Annotated in this window: 19 protein-coding genes; 3 read left to right on the plus strand and 16 right to left on the minus strand. The window is 34.5% G+C overall.

What is annotated here, in order from left to right; all coding sequences use genetic code 11:
* Positions 1–112: 112 nt before the first annotated feature.
* From FD33_RS02710 to FD33_RS02765, 12 genes are all read right to left on the minus strand, one after another.
* A complete protein-coding gene (locus FD33_RS02710; protein ID WP_056955728.1) occupies positions 113–1,273 on the minus strand; it encodes a GNAT family N-acetyltransferase in 1,161 nt (386 codons plus the stop codon).
* A gap of 52 nt (positions 1,274–1,325) precedes the next feature.
* Entirely contained in the window at positions 1,326–2,411 is a 1,086-nt protein-coding gene (locus tag FD33_RS02715; RefSeq protein ID WP_025085502.1) for a DUF871 domain-containing protein, read from the minus strand.
* 23 nt (positions 2,412–2,434) lie between these two features.
* Positions 2,435–3,736, minus strand: a complete 1,302-nt coding sequence (gene celB / locus FD33_RS02720; protein ID WP_025085503.1) for a PTS cellobiose transporter subunit IIC — start codon at positions 3,734–3,736, stop codon at positions 2,435–2,437.
* A 141-nt stretch (positions 3,737–3,877) separates the two neighbouring features.
* A complete protein-coding gene (locus tag FD33_RS02725; protein ID WP_025085504.1) occupies positions 3,878–4,651 on the minus strand; it encodes a MurR/RpiR family transcriptional regulator in 774 nt (257 codons plus the stop codon).
* Positions 4,652–4,790: 139 nt separating this feature from the next.
* A complete protein-coding gene (locus tag FD33_RS02730; RefSeq protein WP_025085505.1) occupies positions 4,791–6,248 on the minus strand; it encodes a 6-phospho-beta-glucosidase in 1,458 nt (485 codons plus the stop codon).
* Positions 6,249–6,265: 17 nt separating this feature from the next.
* Positions 6,266–7,711 (minus strand): 6-phospho-beta-glucosidase, encoded by a 1,446-nt coding sequence (locus tag FD33_RS02735; protein WP_025085506.1) that lies wholly within the window; start codon positions 7,709–7,711, stop codon positions 6,266–6,268.
* Positions 7,712–7,717: 6 nt separating this feature from the next.
* Positions 7,718–8,053, minus strand: a complete 336-nt coding sequence (locus tag FD33_RS02740) for a PTS lactose/cellobiose transporter subunit IIA (RefSeq protein ID WP_025085507.1) — start codon at positions 8,051–8,053, stop codon at positions 7,718–7,720.
* Positions 8,054–8,167: 114 nt separating this feature from the next.
* Positions 8,168–8,476, minus strand: a complete 309-nt coding sequence (locus FD33_RS02745) for a PTS sugar transporter subunit IIB (RefSeq protein ID WP_025085508.1) — start codon at positions 8,474–8,476, stop codon at positions 8,168–8,170.
* 504 nt (positions 8,477–8,980) lie between these two features.
* Complete coding sequence (locus tag FD33_RS12400; protein WP_081784523.1) at positions 8,981–9,802, minus strand: Cof-type HAD-IIB family hydrolase; 822 nt, start codon at positions 9,800–9,802, stop codon at positions 8,981–8,983.
* 84 nt (positions 9,803–9,886) lie between these two features.
* Positions 9,887–11,194 carry a 3-phosphoshikimate 1-carboxyvinyltransferase gene (aroA, locus tag FD33_RS02755; RefSeq protein ID WP_025085510.1) on the minus strand — a complete coding sequence of 436 codons (1,308 nt, stop codon included), beginning with the start codon at positions 11,192–11,194 and terminating at the stop codon, positions 9,887–9,889.
* A 189-nt stretch (positions 11,195–11,383) separates the two neighbouring features.
* Positions 11,384–12,721, minus strand: a complete 1,338-nt coding sequence (locus FD33_RS02760) for a M20 family metallopeptidase (RefSeq protein WP_025085511.1) — start codon at positions 12,719–12,721, stop codon at positions 11,384–11,386.
* Positions 12,722–12,743: 22 nt separating this feature from the next.
* Positions 12,744–14,246, minus strand: coding sequence for a YfcC family protein (locus tag FD33_RS02765; protein WP_034544218.1), 1,503 nt, complete (start codon positions 14,244–14,246; stop codon positions 12,744–12,746).
* A 169-nt stretch (positions 14,247–14,415) separates the two neighbouring features.
* Here FD33_RS02765 and FD33_RS02770 point away from each other — a divergent pair, with 169 nt between their 5' ends.
* Positions 14,416–14,958, plus strand: a complete 543-nt coding sequence (locus tag FD33_RS02770) for a hypothetical protein (RefSeq protein ID WP_056955729.1) — start codon at positions 14,416–14,418, stop codon at positions 14,956–14,958.
* Positions 14,959–15,074: 116 nt separating this feature from the next.
* Here the strand turns inward: FD33_RS02770 and FD33_RS02775 are convergent, their stop codons facing one another.
* The 3 genes from FD33_RS02775 to FD33_RS02785 form a co-directional block, all read right to left on the minus strand.
* Positions 15,075–15,845 carry a DUF4097 family beta strand repeat-containing protein gene (locus tag FD33_RS02775; protein WP_025085514.1) on the minus strand — a complete coding sequence of 257 codons (771 nt, stop codon included), beginning with the start codon at positions 15,843–15,845 and terminating at the stop codon, positions 15,075–15,077.
* Positions 15,846–15,955: 110 nt separating this feature from the next.
* Complete coding sequence (locus tag FD33_RS02780; RefSeq protein ID WP_025085515.1) at positions 15,956–17,332, minus strand: DUF4097 family beta strand repeat-containing protein; 1,377 nt, start codon at positions 17,330–17,332, stop codon at positions 15,956–15,958.
* Complete coding sequence (locus FD33_RS02785) at positions 17,325–17,675, minus strand: PadR family transcriptional regulator (RefSeq protein WP_056955730.1); 351 nt, start codon at positions 17,673–17,675, stop codon at positions 17,325–17,327. The genes FD33_RS02780 and FD33_RS02785 overlap by 8 nt, the downstream gene beginning before the upstream one ends.
* Before the next feature lie 254 nt (positions 17,676–17,929).
* On the opposite strand from FD33_RS02785, the gene FD33_RS02790 reads away from it, so the two are divergent.
* Together FD33_RS02790 and FD33_RS02795 are read left to right on the plus strand one after the other, a co-directional pair.
* Positions 17,930–19,516: an L-lactate permease gene (locus tag FD33_RS02790; RefSeq protein ID WP_025085516.1), complete on the plus strand. Its 1,587-nt coding sequence runs from the start codon at positions 17,930–17,932 to the stop codon at positions 19,514–19,516.
* Positions 19,517–19,808: 292 nt separating this feature from the next.
* Positions 19,809–20,180 (plus strand): hypothetical protein, encoded by a 372-nt coding sequence (locus FD33_RS02795; RefSeq protein ID WP_056955731.1) that lies wholly within the window; start codon positions 19,809–19,811, stop codon positions 20,178–20,180.
* Between the two features lie 3 nt (positions 20,181–20,183).
* On the opposite strand, the gene FD33_RS02800 is transcribed toward FD33_RS02795, so the two are convergent.
* Positions 20,184–20,996: a Cof-type HAD-IIB family hydrolase gene (locus tag FD33_RS02800; protein ID WP_025085518.1), complete on the minus strand. Its 813-nt coding sequence runs from the start codon at positions 20,994–20,996 to the stop codon at positions 20,184–20,186.
* Positions 20,997–21,162 lie beyond the last annotated feature (166 nt).

The raw sequence follows: 21,162 nt of genomic DNA on the forward strand, positions 1-21,162 counted from the left end.
ATCACTTGGATTCAATTTATTTTGTCCAAGTGGCTAACTTGTTATTGAAATTTTCGCACAATTTTATGAATTTTATTATATATATTTTATTATATTTTGGTCCTTACCAATTTTAGAAATAGTCGATCAATTGAGGCTTTTCGGAAACAAAAACTTTTGATAAACCATTTATTTTACTCAAATCTCCTTTAACTAATCCATAATCAGCTAAAGAATTTAAATTGTGATAACCGAACATTGCTTTGGTTAATGTTTGAATCGTTAATTCTAGATCAGCTCCCTCACCATCGGCATTACTTAATTCCACTTTACCGTTGTTAATAGCTAAAGCCCAAGTATGGTCATTCCACTCCAAAGTGTCTTTAACCTTAAAATATATTTTTTCTAAAGAATCCACTTGAATTGGATAACGTTTTAAAAAGTCTTCTAAATTAACAATTCTTGCCATCATATAAGGGGTTACTTCTACGCGTGCTGAATATGGATCTTCCAAGAAATCAGATTTTAAATCCGGATTTGGTGACTCATAAACAAATTTAGGGAAAATTGATTGGTGCTTAATAACAAATTTGGCTAACAATTGACGACTTAATGGATTAAGGTTGATCCATTCATGAATATAAAAGGTTTGATCCTGATTGTAATAAATCAAATAACCAATCAAAACATCATTATCATAGGCTAAAGCAGCTTGGTAGTCGGAATGCTTATCCAACATATGGTCCCACCACCACTTTGCACGATTAACTCCACCTAGATCATTATGATCCAGATACATTTTCTTTAATTCATCAGGAATATCTTTAATAGAAATTCTCTGAACATAACCATGCTCGGCATTCTTGATTCGAGGCAAATTTTCACTCTTGATTTCAATTTGGGTATGGTCAAAAACCTGTTCAAATCCAAAACGACGATAGTATCCAAAAGAAAATGGGGCTAAATAAGACAGAGTAACATGGTTTTTATACATGTCGGACAGAGCCTCATTCATTAATTTACCAGCGCCACCTTGACCACCAAATTCAGGTGCACTCATTACATCCCCGATTCCATTCATTTTATAATCAATGCCATGAAAATTAACTTCAAATGGAATGCTAAACAGGCCACTGCCTAGTTTCGAATCATTCATAATTCCATATGCTAATGAATGATCATATCGTTCCTTAAAGACACGTTTGCGTTGTAACGAGTCCTGACGATTAAAGGAATACAAATATAAATCATAAAACTTATCGAATTCATTTTCTCCAAGCAAGTATTTATTCATAATTCTCTCCCTATAAAAAAATACTATTCGTCTGAGAATAGTATTCTTTGTCTTATTCAGTTAACTTAAAACTACTCCAAGGCTCAATGTATTTCAACAAAAAGGCCTCATCAGAATTCAAATGACCAATAACATTACGTCGTCCATCATTCTTAATATCACGCAGTGCTATTTGAGTTTCACCTTTATATTGTCCATATTTTTCATTAACAATAATGATGTCGCCTCGTTTAATATCATCAGTATCATGAGCAGGAAAATCACGATCCCGATAATGCACTCTAGTCATAGTACTACGTAATAAGTAATCTGACGCATCGCCACGATAAACGTGAGTAGATTTCAAGATAACTTCTTTTTCTAATTCAGTAGCATTCTGAGAAAAATCCACTTTCAAAACTGGATATGGTGCATAGAAAGCTTTTGAAGCTTCCTCTAATTCTTCATCGGATGCATAAGTATTACCAATAATCACATCATCAACTACACCACTTAATAATAAGTGTTTAACTTGAGTTGCGATTGGTAAATCACGATCATCCTCCAAAGTTGGTAAACCATCTTGCACTGGCCATGGTCCAAAAGTTGCGTGGTGTGAACTTACAAAGGCAGCAGAATGGATGTTACGTTCCTTAAAGAAGTTTGACCATTTAATGAAGAAGTCTTCTCCCAAACCAGTATATCTTTGAGGATAGAAATTGTGACAACCAAGTAAGTTGTTTGTATCTGGATGACATGAAATAATATTGTCCAAGTAATGCGTACCAGAACTCATATTTATTTCAATTTTCAATCCATAAGGATTACGAGTCATCTTAGCCTCTTCCATACCGGAAAAGCCCTCATCTAATCTGATTCCGTAAGCCCCAAGATCGTGGAAAAATGATAAATCATCATAGCTGATATTCAATTCCTTAAACAATCTAGGATTCATATCTACAATCGTAACAAAGCCAAGCTTATTTCCATAAGCAATTGTTTCCTTGAAACGATTGATAGTCTTATCCTTATCATCACCTAACTCTAGTAATGAAGCAAATATTCTTGAATAACCTAGTTTACTAGCTGTATCGAGATATTTTTTATCTTCCTCTAAAGTTGAATGTTCAGGATATAGCGACAATCCAAGTCTTCTCAAAACGAAACCTCCAAAAATTAGTATTAAGCTTTAGCATTCTTTGGATCTAATTCTTCAGCCAATTTTTCTTTATCCATTGACTTGAAGAAGTAGAAGTACATCAAAGTATCAAGAATGATATTAATAATTTGCATTACAGAACCTGAAATATGTCCAGTTGCAATGAATCCTGATAGAATTGGTGGAGTTGTCCATGGAATGTAGACACCCATTGGTCTTGCAACCAAGTTAGTAGCCATACCAATATATGTTGTTGTTACGTTGATTAAAGGTGTAACAATAAATGGAACTAACATCTTGTAGTTCATAACAATTGGTAGACCGAAGAGAATAGGCTCATTAATATTGAACAAAGCAGGTCCAGCAACCAACTTACCTAAAGTCTTAAGTTCCTTACTCTTTGCGGCAAAGGCTAACAACATAGCCAAACCGATTGTGGCACCAGAACCACCCATGTGAACGAAGTTATCAAAGAATGATGTTGTAACAATATTTGGTAGAGCTTTACCAGCAGTGAAGGCTGCATGGTTTTGGTTCAAAGATGTCAACCAGATAGGCATCATAACACCGGAAACCACGTTAGCACCATGAATACCGAAAATCCATAGGAATGAAATTAGGAATTCAGCTACTAGAGCACCAGGTAATGTGTTACTCAAGTGACTTAGTGGTGTTGCCAAGAAGAATGAAATAATATTTGGAATACTTTGCATTGGTGTTGCTTCAACACCTAGACGAATTACCCAAACAAGAGCTAAAACGATGAAACCTGGGAACAAAGCAGCAAATGAGTTACTTACTGCAGGTGGAACTGTATCAGGCATCTTAATTGTCCAGTTCTTGTGAACCATCCATACGTAAAAGTCGGTAATGAATAAACCAACAATAATTGCTGTAAATAGACCAGCTGAATCAAATTGTGTTAATGGAATCCACAATGCACCAGCCTTATCTGTCTTCAAAGGAATAGTAAGTACGAAAGCACCCATTGAAACGATTGAAGCAGAAATTGGATCGACCTTATAACTCTTTGCCAAGTTATAAGAAATACCAATAACAGCGATCAGACCCATAATATGGAATGATGCGTTAGTTGGATATTGTAAAACAGTTCCCCAATTCTTACCAAAGACACTAGCCATAAAGTCCAAATAGGCTTGAATTGGAAATTGTGCAATGATCATGAAGACTGAACCAATGATAATCATAGGAACAGCTAATGTCATACCATCACGCAATGCAATCAAATGACGAGAAGAAGCAAGTTTACCAGCGAGTGGAATAACCTTGTCGGTGATAAAACTGTTTGGTTTCTTTTCAGCCATGAGCAAAACCCCCTCAAAAATAAAATTTGTTACTAAGCAGAAACACTGTTATCCGCTTACAAATACTATTGTAAACCTTTTCATCAAAATGTATATGTCTTTATAAGTAAAATAATATGTTTTAATCTAAAAAACATGTCACTAATCTGTGACATGTTCCAAAAATCTATTGTCTACTTGGTCTACCATCTTATGGTAAGCACAATTAGAGATCTGTTCTAGGGTATAAACGATAGGCACTTGAGTCGTTACATTGATGTGTCCTTTACGATTCTGAGGCGTATCATAGGAAATCGCAAAGTCTGTTACCTGATTTAAAACAGAATACGAGTTAGCCGTCAAAGCTATTGTTTCTGCTCCATTCTTTTTGTAATAACGCGCCTGCTCTAACACTTCATCAGTCTCACCTGATATAGATACTAAGATCAATAAGGTCTTACTGAAATCACGATTAGAGAATGGTTCCGGTTGGAATGGATCAATAATCGGCAATGAATAAATGCCGTAGCTAGATAAGATACTAGCTCCATACTGGGCGATACGACCACTGTTACCTACTCCAAAGAACAATACTAAGTCAGCAGCATTGATCATATCGGCAGCTTGCTCAATCTTGTTATCAAACGGTTCTTCGTCAGCGACTAATTGGAAGAAGTTCTTAATTGGTTCCATACTAGGATCTTGTTGAGCCTTCGAGGGTTGTTTTAAGCTTTGTTTTAAAGCAAATTTAAACTCTGAAAAACCACTGTAATCCATTTTCTTAAGAAATCTCAAAATGGTTGTCGTTGAAACATGGGCAGCATTGGCCATCTCACGAATAGTCATATCTTGCACTTCTCTAGTATGCCCAATGATGTACTTATAGACGATTAATTCTAATCGATTCAACTCATGAACTTTCTGATAAGGAAACATGTTTTTTCACCCTCCTTCTTATTGGTATATATCACTTTTACTAAACTAGTTTCAGTATACATGTAACAAGTTACATTTTCTAGCGATAAAAAAAGCCGAGACAAGTGATTTAGTCGTTGTCTCAGCTTTTTTGTTAGATTCAGTCTAAGTCTGATCCGTTTGAACGGATTACCTTTTGATACCAGTAGAATGAATCCTTCTTTGAACGTGCAAGTGTTCCGTTACCTTCATCGTCTTTGTCGACATAAATGAATCCGTAACGTTTGGACATTTGACCTGTTCCAGCAGAAACTAAATCAATGCAGCCCCATGGAGTGTAACCCATAAGATCTACGCCATCTTCATTAACTGCTGTAATCATTTGTTTGACGTGGGCACGCAAGTAGTCAACACGATAATCATCATGGATACTGCCATCTGATTCGACTTTATCATATGCACCAAAACCATTTTCAACGATCATCACTGGCTTGTGATAATGTTCCGTCAACCAGTTCATTGAATATCTCAAACCAACAGGATCAACAGGCCAACCCCAATCATTATATTTAAGATTAGGATTCTTAACTGCTTCACGATCACCAACAAACTTAAATTCAGGATTGTCATCACTATACTTAACAGTCATAGAATTGTAATAACTAAAACCAACATAATCCACTGTTCCTTCACGTAAAACAACGCGATCCTCAGCTGTAATATCTGGTCTTAAATCATGATTCTTGAAGTATGCTTCCATACCGACTGGATATTCACCCAGAGCTTGAACATCAGCCCACCAGTAACGTCTTTGCATGGCTTTTTCAGCTAGTAAGATGTCCTTAGGATCTGATGATGCTGGATAAACAGGAGTAAAGTTAACCATATTACCAATTTCAAAATTAGGATTGATCTTATGACCAATTTTTACTGCCAAAGCACTAGCAACAACTTCATAATGTGATGCCTGATACATCAAAGCCTCACGTTCTGCTTCTGATTCATTGTTTCTAAAGATCAAGCCAGAATCAGTTGCAATAGAGAAATCATTTGTAAAGGTTGTTTGATTATTGATTTCATTGAATGTCATCCAATACTTAACCTTATCTTTGTAACGTTTGAAACAAACAGTAGCAAACTTAACAAAGAAATCAATCACTTTACGATTTCTCCAACCACCATATTCTGTAACTAAGTGATATGGCATTTCAAAATGTGACAAAGTAATAACTGGTTCAATACCATACTTCAAACATTCATCAAACATATCATCATAGAACTTCAAGCCTGCTTCATTAGGCTCGGCTTCATCACCATTAGGAAAAATTCTTGTCCAAGCGATAGAAGTTCTAAAACACTTAAAGCCCATTTCAGCAAACATTTTAATATCATCTTTATAATGGTGATAAAAATCAATAGCCTCATGATTAGGATAATTTTTACCAGCAATTACGCCATCAGTAATTTCACGGGGTTTTTGGTAAGCACCAGCTGTCATAATATCCGACACACTGACGCCTTTGCCGTCAACATCCCAAGCTCCTTCAAGTTGGTTTGCAGCAACGGCTCCTCCCCATAGAAAATCTTTTCTCAATCCACTTTTTGTTGTTTCAGTCATATAAAAGCCCCTCTCAACTATATGTCTAAATCTTTACCATTTGATTCAATTACTTTCTTATACCAGTAGAAGGAATCCTTCTTAGAACGCTTTAAACTACCATGACCTTCATCATCTTCGTCAACATAAATCATTCCATAACGTTTCTTCATTTCACCGGTACTTGCCGACACGAGATCGATATGTCCCCATGGAGTGTAACCAAGTAATTGAACACCATCTTCTTTAACAGCCTTTTCCATTTGTAAAATATGATCATGGAAGTATTGAATACGATAAGGATCATGAATGCTACCATCAGCTTCAACTTTATCGTAAGCTCCAAATCCATTTTCAACAATAAACAAAGGTTTGTGCCAACGAGTCGTCATCCAGTTCATAGCATATCTCAAACCAACTGGATCAATTTGCCAACCCCAATCTGATTTTTCAACATATGGATTTGAAACCAAATCGTCATGTTCGTCATAATCAAAGTGAGTTTCACCTTCATGTGCCTTCGTAGCAAAGGACATGTAGTAACTGAAGCCAACATAATCAACTGTTCCAGCCTTGATTGTTGCTAAATCGCTGGCTGTAATATCCAGATTATAATCCTTACGAGCCCAATACTTTTGAATCCATTCAGGATAGAATCCTAGAGCTTGAACATCGCCAAAATAATAGCGATATTGCATTGCTCGTTCAGCTTTCATAATATCGGCTGGTTTAGATGTCAATGGATAAATTGGACACATAGCAATCATAGAACCAACTTGTAAACTTGGATCTATTCGATGAGCAATTTGAACTGCATCCGCACTCGCAACAAATTCGTAATGGGCAGCTTGGAACATTTCCTCTTCCCAGTTGTCATTCTTATCTAATTGCAAGCCAGAATTTTGAAGTAATGGATGTGGATCTTGCCAATCAGTCTGATTATTAATCTCATTGAATGTCATCCAATATTTAACTTTATCTTTGTAACGTTTGAAACAAACTTCAGCAAAACGATCAAAAAACTCAATCATCTTACGATTGCTCCAACCGCCATATTCTTTAACAAGATGATATGGCATTTCAAAATGTGACAAAGTAATAACTGGTTCAATACCATACTTTAAACATTCATCAAACATGTCATCATAAAATTTTAAACCGGCTTCATTAGGTTCTGTCTCATCACCATTAGGGAAAACTCTTGTCCAAGCAATAGATGTTCTGAAACATTTTAAACCTAATTCAGCAAATAACTTAATATCCTCTGGATACTTGTGATAGAAATCATTACCCCAATGATTAGGATAAATTTCTCCATCCTCGACACCATCTGTAACTCTTCTTGCAACACCTTTAGCACCAGCTGTCATAACATCGGCAATACTTACGCCTTTGCCACCCTCATTCCAGCCACCTTCTAATTGGTGTGCTGCAACAGCGCCTCCCCAAAGGAAACCTTTGGGCATTTGAATTCCCTCACTCATTTGAGATTATTCTCCTTCTTTTGCAAGTTTCTTATATAGATCAACAATTTCTCCCGCTAGATCTCTAAATGTAATAGCATTCATAATGTGATCTTGTGAATGTACCATTAGTAAAGTAACTTTAGCATGATCACCATTAGCTTCTTTAGTTAACATATCTGTTTGAGAATTATGAGCATCAACTAAGAACTTGTCAGCTTCCTTCAATTTTTGATCGGCAACTGTAAAGTGACCCTTTTTAGCAGCATTGATAGCTTCAAAAGATGAACTCTTAGCATTTCCTCCGTTAATGATTAGTCCCATAACTGTTTGTAATTGTTCATCATGTTGTTCTTCTGTCATTTTTCTTTTCTCCTCAATTATTAATTCTTTAATTTTTATTAAGCGCTTACTTTATCCATAAAAAACGAAAAGGGTGCTAACATGCGCCCTTTTTTGTTTTTTATTAATGAATGATTATTTAATTAAGCTTAAAGCTTCTCTTAGAACTTTTTCACCGTTCATCATTCCGTAGTCTTGCATGTTGATAACTTCAACAGGAATTGTCAACTTCTCTTTGAATTGACCTTCTAGATATCTAACTTGAGGTCCAAGCATCAAAACATCAGGATGTTTTTCTTCTAGTTTTGCATCAGCATCAGCAGCGGCAGTAGCGAAAATTTCAGCATCAACACCATCACTTTCAGCAGCCTTTTGCATCTTTGATACTAGTAAACTTGTTGACATACCTGCAGCACAGCAAAGCATAATTGTTTTTTCAGCCATAATAAAATACCCCTTTGAATAAAATATTTATTTGTTTTTTATTTAAAACGTTTACTTAAAACGCTTTCATAGAACAATTAGATTGTATAACTAGTTTCAACATTTATCAAGATGTTTTTATCAAAAAACATCTTGAATTTATAAAATCACTCTCAAAACATTTATAGACCGCCAAAAGTAACCCCAATTCTAAAAATTAAAATAGCATCTATTCAGAAAAAACAATTCTTACTCAAGTTTTGTTACAACCAAATGCCAACTAATCTAGTGAAAATACCTCACTGTCCGCAAAAAAAACGACCTCTATTGAGCATTCAAGATATATCTTTACTTGAATATCTCAATAGAGGCCGGTCTTGTTTGTTTTTAATTTTTATAGTATTACTTAGCAAAATAGAATCCTTCACAACGGTTTTACACTGCTAATGTCAATTCAAAAAAAGTGGAAAACAATACAATGACTTTAAAAATGATATACTGCATCATCTCTTGAACAAATGCAGGTTAATCAAATTCTTTATTCAAAACCCGCCTAATCATAGTTGCTACACCATCTTGATTATTAGTGTCGGTAACTTTCCAAGCCACATCTTTCACTTTATCAATTGCATTAGCCATGGCCACACCATAGCCAGCTTCTTTGATCATGTCTAAATCATTTCCATAATCACCGAAGCACATAAAACTATTCATGGGAATTGTTTCATATTCTGAAATATGTTGCAAAGCTGACAGTTTTGTTACATCTTGACCATTAATTTCAAAATAATCATTACCAGAACGACTGATTGTTATCGGTAAAGCAGTAAACGACTCTAATTTTTTTTGTAATTCATGCAGCCTTTTAGGTGGACAACTGAAACAAACCTTATAAATATTCAAATCCTTCTGATCATTCAACTTCATCAATTCATTTACAGAATGAGCCTTAAAGTGATGTCGTCCCATCCCCTCAAAGTAAGTATTCCAATGATGATTGGGATCGTAGATATAAGTATCATTAAGTCCATCTAAGACAATCTTGAATTTACTAAATTCTGCACGTTTTAGAATTTCCGCAATTACGTCGTGATCCAAAGGATGATCAATAATCCTTTTCCCCTTAGCATTAACTACAACTGCTCCATTTAAAACCACGCGATAACCAGGTATTTTTAAATCTTTTTCAAAAAATTTATTAACAGAATGCAAAGTTCTCCCCGAACAGATTGCAAACACAATTCCGGAATTGACCGCATCGCGAATAGCCTGCACGTTTGAAGTGGATATTTTACTGTAACTATTCAACAGTGTTCCGTCTAGGTCAGTTCCAATAAATTTAATCATTAGTTAAGTAACCCCTTACAAAAATCTCGATTACACTAATCATACGACACTAGTTAGCAAAAAAGAAGTCTCTTTCTAACTAAACTAATCACATGCGACTAATACTTTTCTGAAATCAGCTAGAAAATTAGGATAAGAAATATCAATCGATTCAATGTTTTTTATCTTAAAGGAGGTTTCAGTAAGAATTGAGGCTACGCAAAGCATCATAGCAATCCGATGATCATTGTGACTGTCAACATCATCTTTAACTTTGATCGCTTGACCACCATTGATTACGATTGAATCATCGTTAACTTGCATAATTATTCCTAGTTTAGCTAATTCCACTCGCATATTTCGGATGCGATCGCTTAATTGTAAATGCACGTCGTGAATTCCCTCTATTACAGTCTGCCCTTCCGCCTGAGAAGCCAATAAAGCAATCAAAGGTATCTCATCAACAATAAACGGTACCTCTTTAGCAGTAACCGTGGTCCCGTGTAATTTCTGTGATTTAATCACCAAATCACCGTAGGGCTCAACAATATTTATTGAATGACTCTCTAACATAATATTGGCACCCATTTTTTGAGCAACATTCAATAAACCAATTCTTGTGGAATTTAATCCCACTTTGGGAAGTCTGACTTCACTACCTTTAGATAACAAAGCACCAGCAATATAAGGTGCCGCTGAAGAAAAGTCACCTGGTATCATCAAGCTTTGACCAGTCAAATGAGTATTTTGAGGATTGATTGTAATAATATCTGGTTTAGCATCAACGTCGGCGCCAAAATAATTTGCCAAAACCTCTGTATGATCTCTTGTAGGCAATTTCCGAATAATTGTAGTAGGCGTTTTGGCATAAATACCTGCCATTACTAAGCCACTTTTAATTTGAGCACTGGAAATATCTTGTTGATAAGTAATGCCCTGTAAATTATCACTGCCCTGCATTTTGATTGGTAAATAATCATTTGACAGTTTTTGAAAATTTGAACCCATCTGTTGCAATAAGACTACTAATCTATCGATTGAACGCTTCTTTAAGAAGTTGCCGCCATTAACGGTATATTCATTATTACTCGTCGCTAAAACACCCAATAAAAGGCTTTCCAGAGTTCCAACATTCTCAATATCTAATGGATCATCCAATGATTTGAGTCGGTGATTGACTCCTTTAATAATCATGTCATTGTTACTCATTTCCGTATGAATTTTGGCTCCAAGTTTTTTAAAAACTTTTGTCGTTACGGCCAAATCATCAGAGTAGGAAAAATTGCTAATCTGTGTAACTCCGTCTGCTAATGCACCAAAAGTAATCGCCCGATGAGCAATACTCTTATCACCAGGAACGATAACTTCACCTTGAAATTTAAATTTTGCTGCTCGTGTATTATAATCAAACATTTTTATTACACCTCAATATATCTAAAGATTATTTTCATAACCTCTTCTTAATGCTACGCTACCTAATTTTCCCACATAAAACAATTTTTTTGTCCTGAAAATAAAAAAAGACATTTACTAGAGCTCACGACCAAATGTGTGCCTCTCGTAAATGTCCATTTTTTATTATAAATTATTTGCAACAGATTCCTATTTAACACACAAGCGATAAATTGCTTCTGCAAAAATTTCCATGGCTTTCTTCATATCAGCCTTACTCCAATTTTCATTAGCTTGATGCATGAAGTCAGGAGTTGTTGGTAACATTCCACCAAAAGCTACACAATTATGCATTGTTCTAGCGAATGTGGCACCTCCAGAAATAGCTGGTTGTGATTTAGTATCGCCAGTTAGATCTTGATAGGTTGACATCAGGGTTTTAACTAATTCACTGTCAGTTGGTACGTATAATGGAGCAACATAATCGAAGTTCTCATATTTCATATCAAATTTAGCAACTGCATCTGAAATTTTTTGAATTAATTCGTCGTGTTCAATTTTAACAGGAATTCTTAAATCAATTTGCATTCTTGATTCTTCAGGTGTGATCTTCAAACTAGAAATATTAAACGTTAGTTTTCCAGAAACATCATCAGAAACATCCCCTAGAAGATTTGTTCCATTTGCATCTTCACCAAAAGCCTTTAAAAACTTCAATACAGCGATATCTGGGAAGACATCAGCTAAGGCAATACCCAATCTAACTACTGCATTAGTTCCCTCAGGAGCATTCATGGCATGAACTGACTTACCGTGAACTTCAATTGAACCATCATGATCCTCAGCCTCAAAGTTGTGTTTTTGCAAAGCCTTCAAAACTTCGGCTTGTTTAGGACCGCTATAAACTGCCTTTCCGGGAACGGCGTTAAAAGCATTTTCCAAATCTAAATTCAATTCAGTTGATCCTGGTCCAACTAAGTATGATTGCTGCAAACCTTTTTCGGCATAAATCAATGGGAATTCAGCATCAGGTGCAATTCCTAAGTCGATTGGATCTTCTTTTTTATTATATTCAGCCAAACATCTCCAGAGAATTTCTTCGTCAGTTCCGAAAATTACTCGAATTTTCTTATTGAATTTGTAGCCTTTATCAAGGATTGCCTTAATAGCATAAATTGCAGCCATTGTAGGTCCCTTATCATCTTGAGTTCCACGGCCATATAATTTATCATCTTTTTCGGTTAATTTATAAGGTTCAACATTCCAAGCTTCCAAATTTCCGGCAGGAACTTCATCCATATGACCGACGATACCAAAGGTTTCATCACCCTCACCAATATCTGCATAGCCATAGTAGCCTTCTGGATCTTCGTAAGTCTTAAAGCCTAATTTTTCAACAATAGCTAGAACTTCATCCAAAGCCTTTTTAGGACCCTTTCCAAAAGGTGCCTTTGGTTGTGCTGGTTCATTGTATGACGGCACACTAACAATTTTTGCTAAATCAGCGATTGCCTCTGATTGAATTTCATCTGTAATAAATTTTTCCATTACTAATTTCCCCCTCAATTTACTAAATTATTGCACAAATAACTAAGAACACTGCTACGACAACAAAGAGAATCGCCATCAGTTTCCACATGTACTTAAACCACTTAAGAATGTCAACGTGCCCAATAGCCAACGCACCCATAACAACCCCTGAAGTTGGTGTAACTAAGTTGACCCAACCTGAAGCAGCTTGGTAAGCGGTAATAACTAATGAACCATCAACACCAGAGAATTTACCTAATGGACCCATGATTCCCATAGTAGCGGCAGCTAATCCTGAAGTTGATGGAATCAAGAATGACATTGGTATATAGAAAATATAAGTTAAAACAATAAAGACACCTGCTGACAAACTTTGTAAACCAGTTTCTCCAGCATGTAACACTGTAGCTGTGATATAACCATTATTCATAACAACTTGAATACCACGAGCCACGGCTACAATAATTGCAACACTCAAGAAGTCATTCATTCCACCTAAAAAGGCATCAATAAATTCTGATTCTTTCATACGGAAAACAAACATTACTATAACTGACATCATAAAGAATAATGTCGTAATTTCAGTGAAATACCAAGTTCCTAATGGGGCTAAGTCTTTACCGATCAGAGCACCCAAGAAAGGAATATTTGTTAACCACTTAGTAAAACTGTCAAAGAAAGTCCAATGTTCATTCAAACTTGACCATGGGATTAAACTGACAATCATAATTAAGAATGTTAAACCAAATAACCAAAGAACTGCCTTTTGACGTGATGACAACTTATCGTCAATACTACGTTCAGGCATTGAAAATTCTTCTAAATCTTTTTGACGACGATCAAAGACATATGACTGTGATGGATCTTTTTTGATTTTATCGGCGTAACGCATTACATAAACAATACTAATAACCGTCACAATGACTAACAAAATCAGTCGTTGAATTAGTCCATCACCCGGTGAAATACCTAAAGTTTGTGATGCAACCCCTGTGGCAAAAGGATTGACAGTTGAAGCTAAACATCCAACCTGTGTTCCAATTAAAGCAATTGAAATAGCTGTGATAGAATCATAGCCAATTCCAATCATGACCGGAATCAAAATTGGATAAAAAGCAATTGTTTCTTCACCCATTCCATATGCTGATCCACCGATGGCAAATAATACCATCAGAATTGGAATCAAAGCTTTCTCTTTACCACTGTATTTTTTTACAGTAGCGCTAATTCCATCATCTAGTGCTCTCGTCTTGTTGACTACTCCCAAAAAACCACCAATAACTAAGATGAACAGTGATACTGAAATAGAACCTTCAGTTTCAGAAGTTCCAACCATACCATTGATTGGTGCTAAGAAAACATCCCAAATACCTTGCGGACTACTTGCACGAGCCTTATAAGTCCCCGCAATAATATTTCCGGCTTTGGTAGTAGCATATTCCCCAGCAGGAATAATCCAAGTCAAAACTGCCACTAAAATTATTAGGAAAAACAATATCGTATACGCGGAAGGCATTTGCCATTTTTTGGCTTTTTTCCCCATAAACATTATCCTCCTCTATCTATGTGATATACATGTAGAATATACGATAAAATTACTTATTACAATGCTTTCCTAAAAAATAGTTTTAAATAAAATTCCCATCACTCCGCTTGTGATAGCGTTTACAAACCGTTACAATGTTCTTAGATTCTAAGAAAGGATAACGCAAATGATCGAAAAAACTGAATTTGGAAAAAAAATTAATCGTCGTCCTTTAATAGTCAGTCTATTACTTAGCTTAATTGCTGGAGGATTGGGATCTTTATTTAATTTATCGGTTGCTCTTAGTTTATTCCTAGGTATCCTCTTTTTATTAATCTTCATTTACTACCCCAGCAATCTGCCTAAAATCTTTGGACATTGGCAGTTAGAAAAACACGGAGTATCCTATTACAAATTAAATTCTTATCCTGATCGTTTAAAATTGATTTTTTTACCTGATCACATTGACTATCAATTTATCAGTTTTTCTCAAGTTAAAAAATGTTATATTATCGAAAATAACAAAGAATATGACTTACAAAATATCCTCACTATTAAACCTACTAAACAGTCTTTTTTCCCATGGCTGAGAAAGCCATTCTATCTTGTATTAGATCTTAACAAGGGAAAAATTTTATTAGATTTATCTTGGGATCAACAACATGATCCTAAAAATACTCTTTATCGAGTTAGCAATGTTTTGAAAATCATTACCGAAAAGATCAGTTAAAAAAGACCAGAGCAGTGACCATCTTTGATGGTTATTGCCCTGGTCTTTTTATTTATAAACTAGCCCTTTGTATATGAAAATATATTGTACAGAAACAATTTTATTCTGCTCTCTACTCATTTAACCTTAATTCGTCCAGACTTAGTTTGAACATTCAATTGGTACTGCGGATCATTACCTACCGTACCTTCTTTATATTCCAAACGATCATGGCGTAAATTAGTCCTAGGTGCTTTGATTTCAGCCACTTTAGACTGTAATTTAAAATCATAGGAATCCTTTTCAGGCATCGAAACCTTAACCGTTCCCTTAGTATCATTAACAACAATATTTCCAGAAATCATCTCAAAATCTAATTGAACATAACCTGAAGAACTAGATACACTGCCAGCTCCACTTAGAGAAACAGCTTTGATCATTCCACTATAAGAGTTCAAGTAGAATCGGCGACTCCAAACATTATCCAATTTTATATCACCATTACGTGATTGAATAAAGAATCCCTTTCTGATTTTTAAATCATCCAAAACTATTTTGCCTGAGTTATCAGTAATGAACAATTGTTGACAAGTCATGTCATGCAACAGAATTGAACCATTATGATTCGATATAATCACGTCACCGATAAAAGTTTTTGGGATAAACACTTGAAGTTCGAATTTCAAAGTTGGAATTCGAGGGTACTTTTCCTGACTAATGGATAAATCATCGCCGGTAACATCAACTTTGAACATATATTTCAAATTACGACGTGACATCAATTCACGTACAATGAACTTTTCACCATCAGTCGACATTACTCTCACATTAGAATTATTACAATTAATACTTAACTTATTGACATCAAACATTGGGATAAAGTGTTGATTTACTATTTTTTCAATCATAATCAATACTTCCTAATCTATTATTATCCTCAAAAATTCTCTATGAGTATAAATTAATATTGATTAAATTGTAATAAAGATGTCTTCAACTATCCAAATCGTCAATTTTATTATGAAACTTTGATAATACCTGATTTTGCCCGAACAGTCAGCTGATATTGAGGATCATCACCAACTATTCCTTCCTTTAAGTTCATAATATCGTGCAGCCAGTTAGTAGCTTGTTTCATATGAACAATTCCTTCTTTGGCTTCCAAATCAAATTTATAAGAATCATCTTCAGGCATATTTAATTTGACCATACCACTGTTGTTTTCAATATTTATGTCACCGGTGACTTTAGCAAAATTCATATGAATAGCACCAGATTTAACAATAATATTACCGGCACCATTAAAATCAATTCCTCTAATTGATCCACTTTTAGATGAAATATCAAATTTAGGCGTTGCTACAGTATCCATATTGACCAGACCACTATGATCATTGATCGTTAACTGTTTCTTAGCTAAAATATGATCCAATGTTAATTTACCAGAATTTACATCAAGCAATAAAACTTGGCTCTCAAAGTTATTCAAATAAACTGCGCCACTGTGACATTCGATAATCGTTTTATCTAAAACATGCATGTTTTGAACTTGTAAGTTACCACTATCATTAATTATTTGTAGTGCCTTGACATAGGACTTGGGAATCAAAATTTTTACTCTGATTTTTAGTGGCAAGAAATGTGGAATTTCACCTTGTTTAATACTCAAAACACCATCAACTAAATCTGTTTTTACTTGGTAATTAGGATTGGTACGTGACATATACTCACTAATTTTAATTTTATTATCATCAGTAGACAAAACTTTTAAATCAGCATTCTTATAATTAATTTTGATTTTATTCAAATCCGCATAATCAAATTCATATTCATCGGTCAAAGGTAAAGTTTCAACACGAACTTCAGTGTTAAAGTCTTCATTATTTAAATCATCGTCAAAGTCCTCAAATTCTTTACCAAAGTAATTATCGAATTCATCTTTACCTTTTTTAAATGATTTCACATTACCTTTAAAATTAATGCCACTATCATTAATTACTAAATTGCCAAATTTGATTCCATCATCGTTGATTTTGATAGTTTTTCCATTATTAACTGTAATACCATTGTCATTTATATTGAGCAGTTCGCCATTATCTATACTAATACCCGAATTATCAATATTAAACGTGTGCCCTGCAGCGTGCTTATAATGCTCACTTTGATGAGTATCATTCAAAACTTGATTGATTACTTCATCAATATCGCCAAATTCTTTGAAGGCTTTTTCAACCGCAATTACTGGGGTCACATCATCGATTAATTTATCTTCCGCAGATGACATCAAATCAGATGATAACTCTTCTTTTAAATCACTTAATTCAACGTTTTCAGGATAATCATTAAAAATTTTATTTAATCTTTGATCAACTAATGTCTTTATTTTTTCATTCATGATTATTTATCCTTCCTAAAATTAATTCATCAATTACCTTTTTAGCAAAATTCCAAGCTTCAATATTATCCGTTAAAGTTTGTTTACCCTGAGTAGTTATCTGATAATACTTACGGCGTCCACCTTGAGTTTCATCACCCCAATAACCAACAATGTCACCATTCTTTTCTAACCTTCTAAAAACGGTATAAAGGGTAGCTTCATTCAATTCATAATCATTGTGACTCAATTCTTTAACTCGTTTAGCAATTTCATAACCATAACTGTCGCCTTGACTAAGAATGTTTAAAACAATCGTTGCGGTGTGTCCACGAATAATATCTTTGGAAATTAGTGGTTTCATTATTTCATCTCACCTTTTTTCTATGGCAATAATGTATCACCAATTACTATGCGTGTCAAAGTAATTTATTCAAAACAGTATTTTGTTTACAAAAAGTCAAACTAAAATTACCCTTTTACTTTGATATGTTTTAGTATTAAGTTAGTAAGATTTATTTGAAGTTCATTTATGGGAAAATATTTTCCTGCTTTTCTACTAAATGGATAAGTAAAACATTATATAATGATTAAAATACATTTATAAGGGGAAATTTAATGATTGTCGTTGCTTTATCAGCTGTTATTCTGCCACTAATACTCTTGGGAATTATCAACATGCCTGCAACTAAGGGTATGTCGATCAGTGCTTTCATTGTTTTGTTAGAGGGTTATTTTCTTTGGAAGATGCCTGCAAAAGCCTTGTTAGCTTCTATTTTTCAATCAATTCATAAAGCTTTACCCATCCTCTGGATTCTTTTTGGCGCTTTGATGATGCTTAATATTTTGCAGCATACCGGTGCAATTGATCGTATCAATGCTGGATTTCACACCTTATCAGCTGATATGCGAATTCAACTAATTTTAGTAGCCTTCTTATTCGGAGGACTAATTGAGGGTGTCTCAGGATTTGGAACTCCAGCCATGGTTACCGCTCCATTGATGATTGCCTTAGGCTTTTCACCTATGGCTGCTGTTACATTGGCCTTAATTGCCGATTCTACGCCTGCTTCGTTTGGAGCCGTCGGGACACCATTAACAGTTGGTTTGAGTAACGTCAATGAAAAAAGTACCTTCCTCAATTCCATTGGTCAACGAATCACACAATTAGATTTCTTTGCTGGTACTTTTATGCCTTTAATGCTGGTCTTTATCTTAATCTTTGTCTTCGGCAAAAATGATGGTAATCAAAAAAAGGACTTTATAAAGTTGGTCCCTTGGTCATTATTTATTGGATTAGTCTATAGTATCTTTGCTCTCTTAGTTTCATTTGTGCTCAGTTACGAATTTGTTTCTATTTTGGCTCCATTTGCAACTATTATCATCGCTATTTTAACTATCAAATTAAAATTCTTATTGCCTAAAGATAGTTTTACGAAACCTTGGACTACCTCTACAAAAACAATTGCTTCGGAAAAGAAAATGTCTTTGTTAACAGCTTGGTCACCATACATCATTGTTATCCTAATGCTTTTAGCTACACGGACAATTGCTCCATTGAAAGAGTTCTTAGTAACTAATATCAATTTATCATGGAAAAACATTTTAGGATTTTCACAAATTAATTCTGACTGGGAATTTCTATATTCTCCAGGTACATTATTAACGATTGCTGTTATCTTGGGGTTATTAATTCAAGTTAAAACCCTGAAAAACTTCTTCCCCATTGCTAAAAAAGTTGCTCTATCAATGAAATCAACTGCTTTAGCTTTAGTTGTGACCTTGATCATGGTTCAGGTCTTCACTAATTCTGAAATCAATTTAACCAAGCTACCTAGTATGCCGATGTATATTGCTGAAATCATTTCCAAATATCTCTCTGGTATCTGGATCATCATTGCTCCGTTTCTCGGTCAACTAGGTTCATTCGTTACTGGTAGTACAACCGTTTCAACCTTGACTTTCGGACAAATTCAAGCTGATATTGCTTCTAATGCCAACGTCAGCAAGGAACTAGTTTTAGCAGCTCAACTAATTGGTGCCGCAGCCGGAAATATGATTTGCGTTCACAATATAGTTTCTGTTAGTTCTGTTGTCGGACTCAGTGGTCAAGAAGGTAACATTTTACGCAAAACCGTTTTGCCAGCCTTATTATATGGACTTCTAGTTGGTATCATTGGTTTTATCTTTACTTTATTTATCTAAACAATCAAAAGAACGGCTTCCATTAAGTATTCAAGATAGATCCTTTACTTGAATCACTTAATAGAGGCCGTTTTTATTTTACAAAATTACGTATTAAACATACTTACCACAAGAAAAATAATTGAAATATTATTTAGTCTGGGATAAGAATTTAAGCACATTCACACTTTAAACAAGTTTGGGTAAAAATCGAAATAATCCTTTTAGTTCAGAACTTTTTTAGTGCTTTCTAATACCTCAATCTACTTATTCAATGCTATCCTTATCACAAATAATTTACGGAAGTGATCTTATGGAAATAGGTTCTTTGGCTGAATGGGTTGAAAGTTTTGCTGAAATATTAGCTGTTTCAGTTGCGCTCTTTTTACCCTATTACCAAAAACGCAAAGCTAATAAAGAAAAAAATCAGCAAGCAAAACAGATTATTATTAAAACTGCAAATAAGCTTTTACAACAAACAAATATTCAGGAATCAATTCAATTTAAAGAACTGACAAAATTCGTTTCAATCTACTTAGTCTTAGCTACAAACGACGCCACTATTACAATTATCCAATTAGGAGATGCCATTCTCAATGTTATCGGTACTTCTGATCAATTATCGATCAAACAACAATCACAGATCAATAAACTAATTGATGATTTAAATAAAATTAAAGTATAAAAATCATTCAATAACAAACTTTTCAATCGCATTTCCCACACCATCATGATTATTATCAGTTGTTATATAGTCACTGACAGCTTTCACACCAGCCTGAGCATTGCCCATAGCTATCCCTGTTCCAGCTGTTTCAAGCATTGAAATATCATTGTCACGATCCCCAATCGCTAAAACATCTTCCAATCTAATTTCTAACTGTTGCGCTAAATATTTCACTGCCTCACCTTTGTTGACATTCTTAGGAAAAATTTCTAGATAACCAACTCCAGTTCTTACAACAAAGTAGTTGCTAAATTGTCGACTGATAAAATCAGTAATTTCATCTAAACGTTGTTCATTACCATTGATAACTGCCTTGGTAATCTTGAAATCAGCTGCTAGATCTTCTGGCTCTTTGATATACAAACCACGACCATTCTCATAGGCCATAGCAATTGTATAGTTATCGATAAATTCAAAACCACTTGTGTAGGTATTACCTTGAATATCCAAAACACAATATGGGAAAACGTGCTCTTTAACAAAACTGACAAATTCACGGTAAAAATCATTACCAAGTGTTTTTTGATAAAAAATTTCTCCATTCATATTTTCAATAATTGCCCCACCATTAGTAATCATATAATTATCATTACCCTTAATTCCGAGACTGCGTGCATAATCATACATGGCCTTGTGTGGACGACCAGAACAGAGTACAACCTTTGTTCCATTTGCTATTGCCTTTTGAATCATGACTTTATTCTTTTTTGAAATTTCTTTTGCCGTTGTCAAAAGTGTATCGTCCATATCAATAGTAATTAACTTATATCCCATAAATTTTTCCTCATCACATAAATAAAAGTAATTCTAACTTTTAAATATATTTAGAGCTACAAACTTTGAGCAATAAAAATTTTTTCATCAAAAAAAGACTGTTTAGATAGAAATGGCGAATTTTATAATCAAGTTAGCCACTTTAGAAAAATGACAAAATAAAAAC

The organism is Companilactobacillus paralimentarius DSM 13238 = JCM 10415, assembly GCF_001434985.1.
Classification (GTDB): Bacteria; Bacillota; Bacilli; order Lactobacillales; family Lactobacillaceae; genus Companilactobacillus; species Companilactobacillus paralimentarius.